The 18,359-nt window shown below is 45.8% G+C and carries 12 protein-coding genes and 1 tRNA gene; 2 read left to right on the top strand and 11 right to left on the bottom strand.

The features are described 5' to 3' along the window. Nucleotide 1 precedes the first annotated feature (1 nt). The 3 genes from BFO_RS01405 to BFO_RS01395 form a co-directional block, all read right to left on the bottom strand. Nucleotides 2-1,141, bottom strand: coding sequence for an adenylyltransferase/cytidyltransferase family protein (locus BFO_RS01405; protein ID WP_014223770.1), 1,140 nt, complete (start codon nucleotides 1,139-1,141; stop codon nucleotides 2-4). 315 nt (nucleotides 1,142-1,456) lie between these two features. Further along, nucleotides 1,457-2,767 carry an L-fucose:H+ symporter permease gene (fucP, locus tag BFO_RS01400; RefSeq protein WP_041591021.1) on the bottom strand — a complete coding sequence of 437 codons (1,311 nt, stop codon included), beginning with the start codon at nucleotides 2,765-2,767 and terminating at the stop codon, nucleotides 1,457-1,459. 14 nt (nucleotides 2,768-2,781) lie between these two features. Further along, entirely contained in the window at nucleotides 2,782-4,575 is a 1,794-nt protein-coding gene (locus BFO_RS01395; protein WP_014223768.1) for an L-fucose isomerase, read from the bottom strand. Nucleotides 4,576-4,735: 160 nt separating this feature from the next. On the opposite strand from BFO_RS01395, the gene BFO_RS01390 reads away from it, so the two are divergent. Further along, the gene (locus tag BFO_RS01390; RefSeq protein WP_014223766.1) at nucleotides 4,736-5,116 is read left to right on the top strand and encodes a YkvA family protein; all 381 of its coding nucleotides are present in this window, start codon (nucleotides 4,736-4,738) and stop codon (nucleotides 5,114-5,116) included. A 2-nt stretch (nucleotides 5,117-5,118) separates the two neighbouring features. On the opposite strand, the gene BFO_RS01385 is transcribed toward BFO_RS01390, so the two are convergent. The 8 genes from BFO_RS01385 to BFO_RS01350 all read right to left on the bottom strand — a co-directional run bounded on the left by BFO_RS01385 (nucleotide 5,119) and on the right by BFO_RS01350 (nucleotide 17,266). Then, nucleotides 5,119-5,925, bottom strand: a complete 807-nt coding sequence (locus tag BFO_RS01385) for an MBL fold metallo-hydrolase (RefSeq protein ID WP_014223765.1) — start codon at nucleotides 5,923-5,925, stop codon at nucleotides 5,119-5,121. Nucleotides 5,926-6,084: 159 nt separating this feature from the next. Then, a complete protein-coding gene (locus BFO_RS01380; RefSeq protein WP_014223764.1) occupies nucleotides 6,085-6,711 on the bottom strand; it encodes a lysine exporter LysO family protein in 627 nt (208 codons plus the stop codon). A gap of 26 nt (nucleotides 6,712-6,737) precedes the next feature. Continuing rightward, nucleotides 6,738-6,989, bottom strand: a complete 252-nt coding sequence (locus BFO_RS01375; protein WP_014223763.1) for a LysO family transporter — start codon at nucleotides 6,987-6,989, stop codon at nucleotides 6,738-6,740. A gap of 37 nt (nucleotides 6,990-7,026) precedes the next feature. After that, complete coding sequence (locus tag BFO_RS01370) at nucleotides 7,027-10,161, bottom strand: glycoside hydrolase family 2 TIM barrel-domain containing protein (RefSeq protein WP_014223762.1); 3,135 nt, start codon at nucleotides 10,159-10,161, stop codon at nucleotides 7,027-7,029. Nucleotides 10,162-10,191: 30 nt separating this feature from the next. Further along, nucleotides 10,192-11,703, bottom strand: coding sequence for a RagB/SusD family nutrient uptake outer membrane protein (locus tag BFO_RS01365; RefSeq protein WP_014223761.1), 1,512 nt, complete (start codon nucleotides 11,701-11,703; stop codon nucleotides 10,192-10,194). Between the two features lie 23 nt (nucleotides 11,704-11,726). Then, nucleotides 11,727-14,837 (bottom strand): SusC/RagA family TonB-linked outer membrane protein, encoded by a 3,111-nt coding sequence (locus BFO_RS01360; RefSeq protein WP_041590548.1) that lies wholly within the window; start codon nucleotides 14,835-14,837, stop codon nucleotides 11,727-11,729. A gap of 318 nt (nucleotides 14,838-15,155) precedes the next feature. Further along, nucleotides 15,156-16,808 (bottom strand): tetratricopeptide repeat protein, encoded by a 1,653-nt coding sequence (locus BFO_RS01355; RefSeq protein ID WP_060827178.1) that lies wholly within the window; start codon nucleotides 16,806-16,808, stop codon nucleotides 15,156-15,158. 380 nt (nucleotides 16,809-17,188) lie between these two features. Continuing rightward, nucleotides 17,189-17,266, bottom strand: a tRNA-Pro gene (locus tag BFO_RS01350). Nucleotides 17,267-17,529: 263 nt separating this feature from the next. On the opposite strand from BFO_RS01350, the gene BFO_RS01345 reads away from it, so the two are divergent. Continuing rightward, nucleotides 17,530-18,342, top strand: a complete 813-nt coding sequence (locus BFO_RS01345) for a purine nucleoside phosphorylase I, inosine and guanosine-specific (protein ID WP_014223757.1) — start codon at nucleotides 17,530-17,532, stop codon at nucleotides 18,340-18,342. Nucleotides 18,343-18,359 lie beyond the last annotated feature (17 nt).

Genomic DNA, 18,359 nt, shown 5'->3' with positions numbered 1-18,359 from the left:
GTTATCCTCTTCTGATACGTATTTGAATGGCCTTTTCGACAGGCTGCTCACTGACGAAAACGAGATAGCCTCCGCCGCCCGCACCGCTTATCTTCCATCCCAATACCTTTGATTTATATGTTTCTAAAACAGTTGACACTTCGGAGATGATCATGTTGGGGAACATAGCCACCTGCGCCTCGAAACTGTCTGACGCTGCCTTTCCCCAAGCGATTACATCTTTTGCTTTCAACGCTTGCCAACATGCCTCGGCCGCCTGACTCAGGCGCTGTGCATCGGATTCGTTGATGTGCGTGTCTGCAAGTACGTCGTATTCGGCATGACGCGGAGACAGAGGGACAAGCCACAGACGCTCTTCGATCCATCCCAACAGATCACGATCGGTTATCGATTCGATCGATTCCGGCCAGTAGTCTCCGTTATAGTAGAGCCGGTTCAATCCCGGCAGCACAATACCCAGCGAATCCTGTGAGCCACTGACGTATTTCGTTCCCGGCGGATTCTCAAAACAGAATAAAGTACGCGCCAGTTTTTCTTTATCTCCTTCCGGAATATCCGCCTGCCATAATTCGATTGCTTTTTTACGTGAGCTTGTCGACATTCCGCTACGATCGTTGAATTCGTAGTCCGGTTCGATACTTATTGTCAGAACAGCGCCGGGGCAATACTTGCTGACGGAAGGTTGATCGAGCCAACCTCCGGCCAGATCAAGCCGATAAGGAATCAGACATTCTTTCCGTAACGCCGTTGTTGAACGAACGGGCAGACCGCCGTGCGGAATCCGTTGACTGACGATGTACCGAATGCCCAATTCTTGGCATAGCCGCTCCTTAGCCGGCGTATGTCCGTCGCTGTTGACGAAAAAGATATCCGGCTGCAAGCGTTTCAGATCTTCGACGAAGTCAAGCACTCCGCTACCGCTGTTCACCCATGCCTCTTTGACACTCTTCAGGGCTCTAACCATGTAAAGACGTTCGTCTTCCGTGTGAATCGTTTTGCGTGCTTTCAGTTCATGGATGGTTTTGTCGGAGCCGATGCCGACATACAAGTCGCCGTGCGTGGCCGCTTCTTCAAAAAAAGCAACGTGCCCGCTGTGTAGCATGTCGTAACATCCGCTGACAAAAACTTTCTTTTTTCCCATTCTTCGTATTTCTTATTTTCTTATAAGTAAGTATTCAATATTCCATGCAGTAAAGCAGTAAAATGATTAAGGCGTAAAGAAGAGTGAAAAGCACAAAGTTTATACGACCTTGCCACATTACTTCTTTACTACGTTACTACGGGACAAATGTATAAATTTTCCTGTTTATGTGCCATCTTTTCAAAAAATACGACTTAAAGTACAGGTGAACGGCACAACGATATTTTTCTATACACTGCAAAAACGAAGTTTCCCGGGAGAGGCGCTACATGCGAGCGATAACCTCCGGGAAACAATTCGCTATGTGTCTTAGTGTTAAGATACTTCCCTCGAGCGAAATGTACGAAAGCCGTAGGCGGCAATCACGACAAAACAAACCAGCGGTAAAGCGAATGACAAGTTGACTGCCGGAAAGCCTCTGAGAGTGTCCAGATCAATGATGGCGGCCTGCAACGGCGGCAGCACCGATCCGCCGAGGATGGACATGATCAGTCCGGCGGCTCCGAACTTGGCATCTTCACCAAGCCCTTTGAGCGCAATACCGTAAATGGTCGGGAACATCAGTGACATACAGGCCGACACCCCCACGAGGCAGTATAGCCCCTTGATGTCACGGAAACCGATGACGCCGAGCGTCAGCAGACCACCTGCAACGGCCAGAATCATCAACAGTTTTCCGGGATTGAGATACCTCAGCAGAAATGTACAAATGAAACGGCTGCAACAGAAAATCACCATCGCAGCTATGTTGTATTGCTGACTCAACACTTCGGCATTTTTCTCGGCCATGCCCTGTTCCATAAAGATTCGTGTGCCATACTGAATGATAAACGTCCAGCACATGATCTGCACACCGACATAGAAGAACTGCGCAATCACCCCTTCACGATAGCGGGGAAGCGAAAAGATGCGTCGCAGTGTCGGGAAGAAATCGATGGCGTGCGACCGGTCGGCATTCTTCGGCATCTTCACGAAACGGATCAGGAGAAACATCGCAAGAATGACGACGCCGATGATAAGGTAAGGCGTGATCAAGACCCCCAAGTCATACTGTTTGACAACTTCGAACCGAGCATCGTCGAGCATTGAACGTTGCGCCGTATCCATCGGGTCTAACCGTGCCTGAATAAATGTCATGGCCACGAACATCCCCATCAGCGAGCCGATCGGATTGAACGACTGGGCGAAGTTAAGCCGCTGTGTGGCCGTCTCCTCCGTTCCCATCGAAAGGATATACGGATTAGCGCTCGTTTCGAGGAACGAGAGTCCGCAGGTCAGAATAAAATAAGCGATCAGAAACGGGTAATAACTTCCGGTCATCTTAGCCGGAAAGAAGAGGAATGCACCGGCGGCATACAGCGCAAGTCCCATCAGTATGCCGGCTTTGTACGAATATTTACGGATAAAAATCGCAGCTGGAAAAGCCATCGCAAAGTAACCTCCGTAGAATGCGACCTGAACGAGCGCTCCTTCGGTCACGCTGGTGCGGAATATTTTTGAGAACGCCTTGACCATCGGGTTGGTGATGTCGTTGGCAAAGCCCCACAGGGCGAAACAAAACGTAATTAAAACGAACGGGATGACATAGCTCACCCCGTCCTTATGTAAGATCGACTGTTTCTTCATGGCCTGCTCTTCGTTCAATATTTCCCGTAGAGCGGACCGTAAGAGCTGCAGGCGCGATAGTCCGCTCCTTCCTTATCCATACCGAAGGCGTTCCATGAAGCCGGCCGGAAGATATCGTCTTCTTCCACGTTGTGCATACAAACGGGGATCCGCAACATTGAGGCCATCGTGATCAGGTCGGCGCCGATATGTCCGAAGCTGATGGCTCCGTGGTTGGCTCCCCAGTTGTTCATGACCGAATAGACGTCCTTGAACGGGCCTTTGCCGGTGAGTCGCGGTGCGAACCACGTCGTCGGCCAACCCTTGTCGGTACGATCATCGAGGATTCGGAATGATTTCTCGTCGAGGTCTACCGTCCATCCTTCGGCCAGTTGCAGTACGGGGCCAAGGCCTTTGACGATGTTCAAGCGCATCATCGTGCACGGCATTCCTCCTTTGGTCAGGAATTTCGAGGAATAGCCCCCACCGCGGAAATATTCGCGATTAGCAGGCATCCAAGTCGTAGCGTCGAGGCAAGCCTGTGCTTCGTCTTTTGTGATCTCCCAGAACGGTTTCATCACCGGCTTTCCTTTCTTGTCGCTCTGCTGGCCGGAGCCGTCGAGGGTCGCCGCTCCGGAATTGATCAGGTGGATGATTCCCTGTGCCGCTTTGCCGGTCAGCTTTTTACCGGTTACACGCAGTACGGCTTCGGGACTCCAGTACGTTCTGACGTCGGCAAAGATTTGCGCCGTATTCGTCAGCAAATGGCCGAACAGCATGGCTGCTCCGTTGAGCGAGTCGTTCTCGGTGGCCAGAATGAATGGCGCGCGGATACCGCTCCAGTCGTATGACGAGTTGAGGATCGCCTCCGTAAAGTCTCCGTTCGGATAGAAGTCCGTCCATTGGCGCTGCCCTTGAAAACCTGCAACAATTGCGTGATGTCCGAGGGCTTCTTCACCGAATCCGAGCGATTTGAGTTTGGGATTACCCACCATCAGGTCGCGCACGATCAGGGTCATCTTAACAGTAAACTCCCAATCTTTTTCGTGCTCGGCTTTCGTCTTTGCCAAGTCTTTGCGGTTAATGATATCTTCGCCTTGCTTGCAATTTTTCTTTGCCCACGCCAACGCTTTTTTATATTCTTCTTTATCGTAAATATCGTTCTCCATGCGACGGATGATTTCGACCTCATCGACTCCTTCGCAACGCATACCGAGGTAATTCTCGAAGAAATTCGAATCGACGATCGAACCGGCAATTCCCATACATACGGCACCGATCGACAGGTACGATTTGCCGCGCATCAGAGCGACCGCCATCGCTGCACGTGCAAAACGCAACAGTTTGTCGCGCACATCGGCCGGGATGTCTTTCGCATCAGCATCCTGCACTTCATGTCCGTAGATGCCGAAGGCCGGCAGTCCTTTTTGCGCGTGAGCTGCCAATACGGCTGCCAGGTAAACGGCTCCCGGACGTTCGGTCCCATTAAATCCCCAGACAGCTTTCACCGTGTGCGGGTCCATGTCCATCGTTTCGCTTCCGTAGCACCAGCAGGGGGTGACGGTAATCGTCACCGCCACGTTCTCGCGTCTGAACTTTTCGGTGCATGCGGCGCTCTCGGCCACCCGTCCGATGGTTGAATCGGCGATCACACACGCAACCGGTGTGCCGTCGGGGTATTGCAGCGTCTTTGTCAGTAGTTTTACGACACTTTTCGCCATATCCATTGTCTGTTTTTCGAGTGATTCGCGCACTCCTCCCATTCGTCCGTCAATCGTCGGACGAATCCCGATCTTCGGCCATTCGCCTTGGAATCTATGTTCTCCCATGTCTGTTCAATATTTTATCATGTTTCTAATCGATTCTCCAAAAATGCCGTCAATATTACATACGTTTTCCGGATTTTGCAAATCTTTCTTTCCGATTCTATCCTTATTCCGAAAATAATGTATTATCTTTGCCTTGACAAAACAACAGAAACAGCCTGAAATGGACGAATTGAATAATGAAAATCTGCCCATTCGACGCCTTGAAGAAACAGGTTCGTACAGTAAATATTACGATGACAACCGTTTTTGGCGCAAAGTTCGACGTATCGCTCGAAAAGCCGGTACGAGTGTGCTGCGTCCCGTGCTTCTCCTTTATTATATGATGAAGAGCGAGCATGTGCCCTTACGTGACAAGGCTTACATTGTGGGGGCGTTAGGCTATTTTATTCTGCCGATCGACCTTGTTCCCGATCTTATTGCCGGACTGGGCTATACGGACGATTTGGCCGTCATCGCCATTCTGATGAAACATCTCAAAGACAATCTTACCCCTGAAATAGAATTGCGCGCTGACGCTAAGATACGCGACTTGCTGGAGTAGTCTCACGAATCGATCTCGAAGAGAGGGGAGGGAGTCGTGCGCTTGAGCGTAGTCAGGTGTACATCTTTCCCGACCCGTATCCCTTCTTCCGAAAGGCGTAAATCCACCGTTTTATAGGCCAGGTCAGGATGGTTGTTTTCGCGACTCAAATGGCAAAGCCAGATGTTTTTTAAGGTTGGCGTATAATGAGTAGCCAGAAAGTCAGCAACTTGACGATTGCTCAGATGTCCTCTCGGACCGGCTACACGCTCTTTAAGGAATTCCGGATAATTTCCATAGTGCAGCATCTCTTCGTCATAATTTGCTTCTAACACCAGATGATTAGCCATTTGTATATATTTGCTGACCGTGTCCGTGATATGTCCCACGTCGGTAGCAATTGTCAGGCGATGACTGCCGTAAGTAATCAGATAACCGACGTTATCGCTGCTGTCGTGTGGTACTTCGAAGGCTTTGATCCGGAAGTCACGGATCATAAACGATACTTCTTTCTCGATCACGCGGCGCGAATGAACCAACGTTTCCTCGACATATCGGCTGCGGGCGATGCCCTCATGCACGGCCTCGGTGGCATAGACGGGGATGTGACAACGTTCACCCAGACAGCCGATCGTCTTGATATGGTCGGCATGGTCGTGCGTCACAAGTACTCCCATAATCTTTTCAAATTCGATCCCCCGGTCTTTCAGCACTTTTTTAATGGTTCGGATGCCGATGCCGGCATCAATCAGGATGCCGTAATCGAATGTACCCACATAATAACAGTTTCCGCTGCTCCCGCTGGCCAAGCTCAAAAAAAATAGCTTCATCGTTCCCCTTGACGCAGATGTTCACATCCGCATCCCATTTTTTTGCCGCAAAAGTACGTATTATTTCCCTATGTGCGAAATCTCCGTCTTCTCATGCACCACTTGTAACAGGCTGGATTTTGGTATCGCTTCGGCAGGCTCAGCAACACAGACGAGTGTTTACAATGCGCAAAAGAGGCTCACCGCAAATGGGACGGTCAAATCAACGAGTATACCATGCAGGACGGCTATAAAGACAAAATCTTTGCCTGAATATCTTGTAATGACAGGCAGAGTAGTATCCATTGTTGTCGCACCACCGGCACAGATCGGAGCGAGAGGACCAAAGAATCGAACCCATAAAGGAGCCCCCAAAAGCGCCATCATTTCTCGAATAATATTAGTTATTAAAGCAATCGTACCCAGTTCCGCAGCCGATTGTGCGCCCAATGAAACGGATTTCAGATCAGTAATCATCACAGACGATAAAGAATAATAGGCAAAGCCACTTGCTACGGCTAAGCAATCATAAATGCTCCATTGGGAAATACAGAAAGCCGCTAAAGTCGAAAAAAGGAGAGTGCCTATTATCGTAGCGACCGGCACCAATAGTAATTGCAAACGTACCGTCTTCAGTATTTGCATGATATGTTTATCACTTCCTACTCCTAATCCAACTTGAAGCATCAAAAAATAGAGAATATAACGTGTCGGATCATCCTCGATGCGAATATCGTAAGTATCCAATATCCAACCCGTCAGACATCCAGCTACGAAAAAAGCAACAACAATAAGGCTCCCTCTCATCTGTTATCAAAAATATAAAAATCAGACTATGATTTATTTTTGAAGAAATTCCGATATACGATCCAAGCTCCCCAAACACTACCCAATGTACCGGCAAAAGCCAGCCATAAGGCTTGCCCTCCCAATGCCGGGAGATTACAAATTATCTCACGATTATTTCCTACTGAAATTCCGAGAGAAAAAAGCAACAAGTAGACAGTCCAACCCATCAGGTTGCTGAATCGCCTAATTATCAATCTCTTTCGAAACAGATACCCCAAAGCGATTCCGGTAAACATAAGCCCTATTACAACAAACATATAATTTTACGCTATTCTATCTCAGCAATTTGGTTTTTGATATTAATTCATCCTGTTCCCGTATCGGCACAATCAGAAAGCCGTAATTCTGTTTCACCGGGGTAATCGTATATTCCGGATGCGTATGCGCCCCCCACGTCGTATCACCTCCAACTCCCATTTGCCGGCTGTCAATATTAACCCATATCATGGGTTGCTTTTGAATGCTTCCGCCATGCACACGCTTGGTCCCAGAGGGGATATATTTCAGCGCTTTCATTGGAAAATTCCATGCACTGACACTGAGAGGCTCGTCGGTTGTGCGGATTAACAGTCCCACGCCTTTATCGTTTTGGAGAGCCGCCCAACGTACATCTGTCTTATTAGCGGTCTCCTGAGCTCGTACATACGGATGATATTGTTCCCAAACCGATGCACTGTACAAGTCGACCAAAGCGCTGTTTTTGCGATCCCAATAATTTTCATGAGGTCCTCGGCCAAACCAGGTCATGTTTTCAAACTCTTCTTTAAGGATCATATACATTCCCAGACGGGGCATCTCCGGAAGAGGGTATTCGCCCGGTTCAAATACAAAGTTCACCTTAATAACTCCATCTGCGTAAACAGTATATGTCACACGACATATAAACATTTGTTCCGGCATCGCATAAGAAGCAGACACCATAGCCTTCTGACGGTCACGCGAAAGCGTATATTCAAAATCCTGCAGTATCAGTCGCTCTCCGGCTTCATTCCAGATTGCGCAACGTTCTCCGGTTTTATTGGCAACATCGTTGTCCGTCATCGGACGCCAGAAGTTCGGACGCAACCCTTCGATCAGAAATTCCTTGTCTCCGGTAACATAACTGACCAGCTCGCCATTTGTCTTAGAGAAAGACAATGAAATGCCAGCCATCTGAAAGACCACCTTTTCATCCAAATCTTGACATGTCAACACCCCTTGGACTGGAGTCTCTTCCGATATCCTCGTTCCCGGTAATAGCCATTGGGCGGCAGAAACCGTATGTCTCGCAGGAATCAGTGGAGTAGCAGTTCGTGTATAAGCTGTCAGATGAAGGAAATATTCGGTGTTGGGATCCTTGTGGAATGAAGGTAACGGCAGTTTCACGTTCATACTCTGATGCGGTTTGATGGAAGGGACGTCGAGCACTCCTTCGTACAATATGCGACCATCCGCTTTAATTTTCCATTTATAATCATAGATATCTGCGTCGATAAAATCGTGGCGATTGGTGATCCGGATAAGATCGGACGAGAAAGGCACACTCTCAAAATGGATATAGCGATACACATGTTTTACTTCCCAGATATGAGGATGCAAACTGCGATCGGCTGCAACAAGTCCGTTGGCACAAAAGTTCGAATCGTTCACAATACCCACAAACCCCATATCTCCACCATAAGCCCAGATGTCACGACCATCATCGTCTTTCCGTGCAAAAGTCTGATCTACCCAATCCCAAATAAAGCCTCCCTGCAAATTATCATATTTATAAATTAAATCCCAATAATCTTGCAAGTTTCCCACGCTATTACCCATCGCATGGGTATATTCACATAAAATGAAAGGACGTTTTTGCCGTTCGTTTACCCATTGGCGCAAAGCCCAAATACGGGCATACATAGGACAATAAATATCGGACAAACCCGCCATGTGTCCTCCTTCGTACTGAACGGGACGACTCGGATCGCGTCGTTTAGCTTCATGATACAGATTTTCAAAATGCTTCCCATATCCCGATTCATTACCCAAACTCCAGGTAATGACAGATGTAAAGTTTTTGTCACGCTCCATCATACGCATCATGCGCTCCCGAAAAGGAATGTCCCAATTCTCCCAATCGGCCAGCGTCTGAACCGAGGGATGATCGGACATACCGTGCGATTCGATATTGGCTTCGTCAACCAGATAAATGCCATATTTATCGCATAACTCATACCATTGAGGATAATTAGGATAATGCGAACATCGTACCGCATTGATATTAAATAATTTCATCAAACGAATATCTTCCTCCATGCTTTCGACGGTGATTGTACGCCCCGTATACATGTTATGCTCGTGCCGATTCACGCCTTTGATAAGTACAGGTATGCCATTCAGTAATAACATGCCGTTTTTTATCTCAACGGTTCGGAAACCAAAACGATGTGCAAACGATTCCGTCACTCTTCCTTTCCGATCCAACGTTGAAACCGTGACGGTATATAAATCTGGCGTTTCGGCAGTCCAAGGTTTCACTTGTTGAAATATTTTCCGGAAAGAAAGAAGAGTATCCGATTGATTTCTTGCTTTCAAGCGAGAAGAAGCGATCATTTGTTTATTGTCGTCAAACACATTCAACTGTATTTCCGTACCACGAACCTCCCTCCGGTTGTCCAGCAACACATCGATTTCGAAGTTCCCATCTACATAACGATTCGTCAGTGACGCCTTCACTTCAAAGTCTTTGACCCGTACCGCGGGACGTGCAATCAACATAACATCGCGTTCGATTCCACTGTAACGCCAATAGTCTTGTGCCTCAAGGTAAGAACCATCACTATACCGATAAACCTCTACCGCAAGACTATTCAATCCGGGCTTCAGGTACTGATTGATCAAAAACTCAGCAGACAGACGACTATCCTCACTATAACCGACAAATTGACCATTCACCCAGCAATAAAAAGCTGATTCGACCCCACCGAAATGAAGTAGAATATCGGATCCATCAAAAGACTCCGGTATCCGAAAGCTTGTTTTATACGATCCGACAGGATTATATTCTTTGGGAACATGAGGCGGATTGGGAGGAAAAGGGTAACGCGTATCGGTATAGATCGGTACGTCGAAACCCTGCAACTCCCAACTCCCCGGAACTTGTATATCAGCCCAATCCGCCACATCGTAACGATCTTCATAAAAAAAGACAGGACGAGAAGCCGGATTTTTCGAGTAATGGAATTTCCAGGTCCCATTCAATAAATATGTTCGCAGTTGGGAGCTGTCTTGAAGCAAAGCTCCTTCTTCCGAAGCATAAGGAACGAAATGGGCATGCATAGTCTCCCGATTCAACTGATTCACAATATGATTCTCCCACTCTTTGGATTGTTGGGCAAACAAGGTCGCAGGGAGCCACAGGAAAAAAATCGCAATACTCTTCTTCATAATACGGGGATATTACTCAAAAAAACACTATCAATCTATTGCATTATTCGAATTGATTTCCTGAATCGGAATCGGATAAAAATTATGTTTGGACGGATCAAAGTTCGAGCGTCCAGCTGCATGCAATACCTCTTTCGTCTTTCCCCAACGACGAAGATCATAGAAACGCATATTTTCCAAAGGAAATTCCAGCATACGTTCATGTTCAATCTGTGCGCGCACAGCTTCACGAGTGGCCCCCTTCATCGCAGGCATACCTGCACGCTTACGCACTTCATTAACAAGAGGGATCGCTTCAGAGGTACGGCCAAGCTCATTCAAAGCTTCCGCCTTCATGAGCAAAACATTCGCATAACGCATCAAAACAATATTCGGAGCAAAATATGCAGCACTCAAACCAGCCGCATCTGCCGGCATATATTTACGGAACACCTGTTTATCAGCACCTTGAAACCATTCGTCATAAGTCTTGTCATACACACGTTTTGCAACAGTATCATTGAAATATTCATCCTTAAAAAAGAGCGTTTCATACAAACGACCGTCATAACGACCGTCTGTCGCCGTCTTACCCTCTTTTTGGTAAGCTTGTATCAGCAGATCCGTCGGGAGTACCTCATCCCACCCCTGCAATTCGGAACAGCCGATAAATCGATGAAGCTGGGTGCGGTAACGCGCTCCATTGGCCGTACTTAATGTAAGTTGTATCTCAAAAATACTCTCTTTCGAATTTTTATTTGTGCCATCGAATAAGGTACGCAACTCTTTCACCAACTCGTATCCCGTCACCCGGTTCAATGCCTCGACAGCTGCATTTAGCGACGCATCTTTCCGGCCTGTTTCCTCGTATGCTCTTGTCAGGTGTGCCCATCCGAGATAAGCGTAAGCTGCTCCCTGAGTAGCTCGTCCAACTGTTTCGGAAGTTCGGTTGGCCGGTAATGCTGTTGCTTTTTTGAAATTATCGATAATAAAATCCCATGCTTCGGTACGAGTAGACAACGGTTTATCCAGCTCGGCCACCGAAGAAATATATTTGTCTCGAATAACGATCTGTTCCCAGTTCAATAATAATTTCATATGATAATACCCCCGTAGGAAATAAACCTCGTTCTGTATCATTGCACGATCGGTGTCCGTTATTTTATCAGCCGGTATATGGGGTAGATTTTCAATGACCTGATTACAATAATTAATACCATAGTAATTATCCCGCCAATAAGCAGAGAATTGAGAATTGCCGTTCGTGTAATTAAAATTTGCCAATTCGATCCAATTCGGATAATTATATGCATCCGATCCCGGTTTGATAATATCTTCGCGATAAGCTTCTACGGGGAAAAAAACCTCAGGAAATTCCCATGTATCGGTAGAAGCTTCCAATTTCGAATATGCAGCGGCTAATCCGGCTTCCGCATCCGATTTATTTCGCCAGAACGACTCGGAGGTCAACTCGTCGGGGGAACTGACTGTCAAAAAATCATCACAGCCCGTAAGGATACCGGACAATAAAAGAACAAACGTTATATATCTAATTTGTATCATGATTATGATGTATTAAGGAGTTATTAAAATGAAAGTTGCAATCCCACAATATATGATCGCGTGAATGGATAGATATGTGTATCCACTCCGGCATTCAGGACATCCGATGTCGGATTGGCAGCACTCTTACGTGAAAATTCGGGATCGATTCCCGTATAAGGGGTAATTGTAAAGAGATTTTCTACACTGGTATAGAGGCGCAGATTTTCCACTCGTAGTTTATGCAATACGGATGGCGAGAACGTATATCCAAGTTGTAGTTGGCGCATGCGAATGTAATTGCCTGTTTCGAGAAAACGGTCTGATTCACGTGCATTCCCGTTCATATCCTGCAATACCGCACGAGGAACATCCGTTCGCTTATTCTCAGGAGTCCAGGCATTCAGTGTTGTTTCCAGGAAATTAGAGCCGGAGCTCATACCTTCGTAAAAATAACGATTCGCATTGTATAATTTACCGCCCCAGCCTCCGCCAAGCAAGAACGAACAGTCCCATCCTTTATAGTCAACACCGAATGTTAGATTTGCTTCGACTTTAGGAATAGCAGCCCCACAAAATTCTTTGTCTTCTTCATTGATCACGCCATCTCCATTTATATCGACAAAACGGATATCTCCCCCCTTCGCATTCGGCTGCAAGCGTTCTCCCTTATCGTTTTTATAGGATTCTGCCTCGGTGTCACTTTGGAATATACCTTCGGTACGATATAAATAGAACCCTGCAATCGGATACCCCGCTCTCGTTTGTGTCGGAAAATGTTCCGTTCCCCATTTCAGCCCATCACCGTAAAGAGCTTGCTTCGGGTCTGACAACTCAACAACTTTATTGGCTGTAGTCGTTAAATTGAAACTTGTATGATATTGAAGAGCCCCGACTTTATCCTGCCAACTCATCTCCAGCTCAATACCGGTATTGCGTATCTTCCCGACATTCATGACGGGATCAAATAATCCAACCGAAGGAGCAAGTTTTTTAGTAATCAGCATATCTTCCGTCCGATTGTAATAATAATTTGCTGATCCGGACAATTTTCCGTTAAACAACCCGAAGTCAAATCCTATATTTTTCGTATCTGTCGTTTCCCACTGCAGGTTACGGTTAGCCAATCCTCTCGCTGTACTGCCCGGCCAAGGTGTCGAACCTGAACCCTGTACATAACCTCCATATAAATTATTATAGGTAGAGATCAATGCCTGAAAATCGTAATACCCTAAAGCTTGCTCATTCCCAAGCCGTCCCCAACTGGCACGTAATTTAAGATTACTAAACACGCCGTCCTTCGGGAAAAAGCGCTCTTCAGAAATACGCCATCCCAATGCAACCGAAGGAAAAAATCCCCAACGGCTGTCACGACCAAATTTGGAAGAACCATCCTGACGGAATGTCAGCTGTAACATATACTTACCGGCATAAGCATAGTTCAGTCGTCCGAAAAAAGACACCCTACGATATGCATAGAGGGAACCTTCACCTGTATATGTGCCCCCTTTTCCGGCGTTAATGGTCCCGAAATAAGGATCAAGAAATCCGCCCGGTTTCTCATGAGTGACAAGTTTTCCGTCCTTCACTTCATGTACCAGCGTCTTACCTTCTACCGAGACGCTATTCCAAGTATAATCCTGCAAAGTAACAGAATTTCCGGCCATCGCATTGACCGAATGATCGCCGAATGCCTTATTCAATGTTAGGATATGATCGATTACCTGTTCTTGCCAATAGGAAGAAGATTCGGTATGTAGGGGATATTCTGTCGGTGATTTGACATCTGCGACATACGGAGGCGTATGATAGTTATACCGTTGATGATCTCCACGATAAGAATAAGCAGAACGAAAATTGAGCCACTCCGTAAAGTGAGCTGTGACCGAAGCATTTGCCGTTATATGATACCTGTTCGTGACGGCTTCCCGAAAATGATGATCAGCCAGAACATTCCGATTACTCGGTAGTCCATTCCTGTTTGTCAGTCCATATCCATAACGTTCTGATTCATCATAAACAGGCACTAAGGGTGAAATCATGTAGGCCTCTTTCAATGAATATTGCGGCTGTAAACTCCGGGTTGCACGAAGACCGATGTTGGCTTCAAGTTCGAAAATGTTTTTCCGTGCCGACAGTTTCATTCGTGCATTTTCCTGTTTGAACCGATTACCTAATAACACCCCTTTATCATCGGCATGGCTGAAGGAAACAGCATAACGAGCCTGTTCACTTCCTCCGCGCAGACCAACCATGTAATGTTGTGAGAGACCGGTACGAAACAGCTCATCCTGCCAGTTCGTATCCGAATTACCGGGATTCGTTATATACTCTGGCAATTCAATAGCTTTGCCGGGAAACTGCTGATTGTAATTCTCATACATCTGCCTGTGTACCTGCACATATCCCTTGGCATCAAGCATTGACAACCGATTGGCGACATGCACCATACTAAGCCATGTATTAAAATCGACTTTCAACTCTCCTTTTTTCCCATTCTTGGTCGTTACGATAATCACTCCATTAGCAGCGGTAGAACCGTAGATAGCGGCAGCAGCACCGTCTTTAAGCACCTCCATTGAAGCAATATCCTGCGGATTGATATTATTGATATTCCCGGGAAAACCATCGATAATATACAGAGGTTCATTATCTCCGAAAGATTTTACCCCACGAATTTTAACCGATACTCCGGCGCCCGCATTTCCTCCCGACTTACGAATATTCACACCCGAGATTTTGCCCTGCAACGCCTCTGCCGGATTTGTTGTTGCACGGCCGGCCAGTTCCTCCACATTCACCGAAGAAATTGCACCCGTAAGATCACTCTTTTTCATTGTTCCATAACCGACAACAACAACCTCTTCCAAAACCTCGGTATCTTCTTTTAGCCGAACAATGATATTTGACTGTCCATCGCAGGTTATCTCCTGTGTAGCAAAGCCAATATACGAAAAAATAAGCACATCGCCCTGTGAAGCCCTAATCTCAAATTGTCCATTCAAATCTGTTATCACTCCTTCAGTGCTTCCTTTCTTGACCACATTTACACCGATAGCCGGCACATTATGATCATCATACACCACTCCTTTAATTAAGACTTGCTGTGCTATACTCCACGAAGGTAAGAGGAGAAAACACAGTCCTACAAACATTGTTTTAAAATTTAAACCGATACCTAATCGATTCCGACTTTGCGTTACTATCATAGTATTTCAAATTAAAATTTTTGACAAGATTAGATATTTAAGGTTCATTTGTCAAGTTTTTTCAATCCTATTTTATGCCTACAAAGCCCATTAAAAGGAATTATTTATATCTACAAAAGAAAAAATAAAATGCTTTTTATCAGATATATAATCATTACAACATATGCTACATTATGATCTTTTGTATAGATTCAAAAAAACATTTATCTACACTTAAGAACATACCCAAATTGGTAATCAACTTTTACAGACGAATGAGATCATCTATATCTGCTTCATATACTCTGTGAGGCTGTCATCCGTTTCGAGATTCAAGTGTTTTCGCAACCGATAACGCGCCATATTGACCGTTTTAGGTGTCGAATGAATGATGGAGGCTATTTCTTTCGTCGACAATCCGACACGCAGCAAAGAAGACAAACGTTTCTCATTTCCGGAGAGATTAGGATGAAGCTGTGAGAGGCGTTCGATAAACTGCCGGTTTATTTCGTCGATTAAAACTCCCGTTTCCGTATCACGGGCGCTGAATTGTGATATATAGGTATAAATATTGCGTAAATGACGTTCACTTTCGGCAGGCGAAAGCTTATATCCCGCTTTTATTTTTTCCTGTATCTGTGCCAATAAATCATTCCGGCTACGAATAAAAAAAGCAAGATTGGTCAACTCTTTCCGGTGGTGCTCAAGTTCCTGCTGCACAGTCTGCGCCTCATGCTCAGACTCCTTTAATTTCAGTGCCATCAGTTCTTTTTCATGATTTTCGAGTTGCCTGGCCGCTTCAAGCAACACCAATTTCTTCTTCTGCCGATAGTGATATACCGCATAAGAGAGTGCGAGCATAAGGACAATTACAGCCAATACAGCGATAGATACCCACAAACGGAGAAAGTCGATTTGATACGCTTGCTCCCGCATAATTATCTGCTGCTCCTTATCACGGAGGTGTTTTTGTACGATATTCAATTCGATTTGTCTCATTTCATTCATCATCAATAATTCCTTTTCTGCCCCATAAAGTAGCAGCAGATAGGCATATGCGTTCTTGTAATCTTTTCGAGCTTCGTAAACCCACGACTTATAACGATAGTTATCTGCCACCAGTTCTTTTGCATTGATTTTTGTGGCATAGCTCACGGCCGTATCCAGAACAGCCAAAGCATGTTCATAATCTCGTGCATAAAAATATTGTGTGCCGAGGTTATTGTAATTTTCACCTAAAGCCCAAATCTTTTCCAAGGTCCGGTTAATCGCAATCGCCTCGTTTAACAGAGCTACTTTTTCAGTACTGTTTCCCTCATACAAACAAAGATTATTCAGGTTGGCTGCCAACGATGAGAGATTGTTCATCTTACGATTGATGCTCAAAGCCGCCTTAAAATTTTCTTCGGCGCGAACATTATCCGGTTTCTGAATATAAACTAATCCTCTTGCATTATAGCAACGGGCCAAATGAAGCGAATCATTCTGTGCCCGGTAAATATCGGCTGCTTTGTCCACGTACATAAAAGCCTTATGCAAATCTTTCAGTTTCAAGTATGCTCCGGACAAGTGAAGAAATATGCAAGCCTTCAGATGCAGACTGTCCGGCGGACAAACCTCCATTGCATGAGTCAATATTTCAAAGCCGATATTGAAATCGCCAAGACTCATATATGCTTCACCGAGGATAGCTTGCCCCATCGTACTTCCCCCCGTATCTCCTACTTTCTGCGCTTCGGTAATGGCCTGACTCGAATAATATATTGCTTTGGACGGGTCGGCATTTAACATTTCTTCAGCCCTATCAAGTAATTCCCGAATCTGAGAACGACGGTATTCGTCATGAGAGGGAACCGATAAACAGATCACCCAACAAAGCGTTACTCCAATTGACTTACGAAAGAAGCTCGTCTGTTGTTTTTTTCGAGAAAACGACATGTGTCCATATTTTGACTTGTGCTTTGAAAACATACTCCCCGGCGGGTGCTTATGTATTACGATTGCAAAGATATTGTGTTTTTTTGATATCTCAATATCTGCTTTTTATGTTCGAAACCGGTATGTTCGGTTTATCCGTGTCAAGAATAGCGATGGCTGCCATATCTTTGTTTAATACGGTGGGATTGAAAGTGCCGAGGCTTTTTGGGCTCTTGTTACTCGGATATGCATTTGCTCAATTTTTGCTCAATATCAAGGCTACGAAAAATACACGTTATTACCCCAAAAGCAAGTGTATTGACAAAAGGATTCATTCGTTTTTGAGCATAAAAAAAGCCTCAAAAGTCTCTACTATTATGACTTTTAAAGGCTTCTCCCGATGGTCGGGGTAGCGGGATTCGAACCCACGACCCCCTGCTCCCAAAGCAGGTGCGCTAACCGGACTGCGCTACACCCCGAAATCAATACAACAATCCATTATTTATTGCGGCTGCAAAAGTACAAAAAGAAATGAAAACCGGCAAAAGTAACGTCTTTAATGTTTATTGTTTAAAATTGTTGTGTTTTTATTCACAAAAACTACAATAACATAATAGTGCAAAAAAATAATACGAAATAGATTCTTTTGTTCTGATAAAAATTTAGAGACAGAAAAGATTTCATTGCGGATAAAGACGAATTTTATTACTTTTGCGGAGTGAACAAACGAATTTCGAATTAGATGAAAACAACGTATCAGGAAGCTGCGGATTATCTGGCTCCAAAGATCAAAGGAGAGCCGGAGACAGCGATTATTCTCGGTAGCGGGTTGGGAGCGCTGGCCGACAGAATTGAAGAAGCGACGGTTATCCCATATGCTGAGATTCCTCATTTCATGAACTCTACAGCCATGGGGCACAAGGGTTGTTTAATCTTCGGGATGCTGGGGGGGCGGCCGGTGATGGCCATGCAGGGACGTTTCCATTATTACGAAGGATACACGATGCAACAAGTCACTTTTCCCGTGCGTGTGATGAAGTTGCTCGGTGTGAAGAATCTGCTCGTTTCGAATGCGGCGGGAGGCATCAATCAGACGTTTCATGTAGGCGATCTGATGATCATCCGCGACCATATCAATATGCTGCCGAACCCGTTGATCGGTCCGAACAATGAGACCTTCGGGACCCGCTTCCCGGATATGACCCGCGCCTACGACCGTGAGCTTATCAAGCACGTCGAGGCGATTGCCGAAGAACATCATATTCCACTCAAAAAGGGCGTGTATGTCGGCCTTACCGGTCCTTCGTATGAGACACCGGCCGAATATGCGTTTTATGGCAAAGCAGGCGGCGATGCTATCGGCATGAGTACGGTTCCGGAAGTGATCGTTGCCCGTCATGCAGGACTGCGTGTCTTTGGCATGTCGGTCATCACAAACGAAGGATACCATTTTGCAGATGATTTTGAGAACGACGGTGACGAAGTAGTCAAAGCGGCCAACCGCGCCACAGATGTCATGACGCGGCTCTTCTCCGAGTTGATCAAACGAATCTGATGTACCTCTCTTGCAAA

The sequence above is a fragment of the Tannerella forsythia 92A2 genome (assembly GCF_000238215.1).
In the GTDB taxonomy this organism is placed as follows: Bacteria; Bacteroidota; Bacteroidia; order Bacteroidales; family Tannerellaceae; genus Tannerella; species Tannerella forsythia.
The sequence above is the reverse complement of the archived record's forward strand: the minus strand, read 5'-3'. Positions and strand labels throughout refer to the sequence as shown.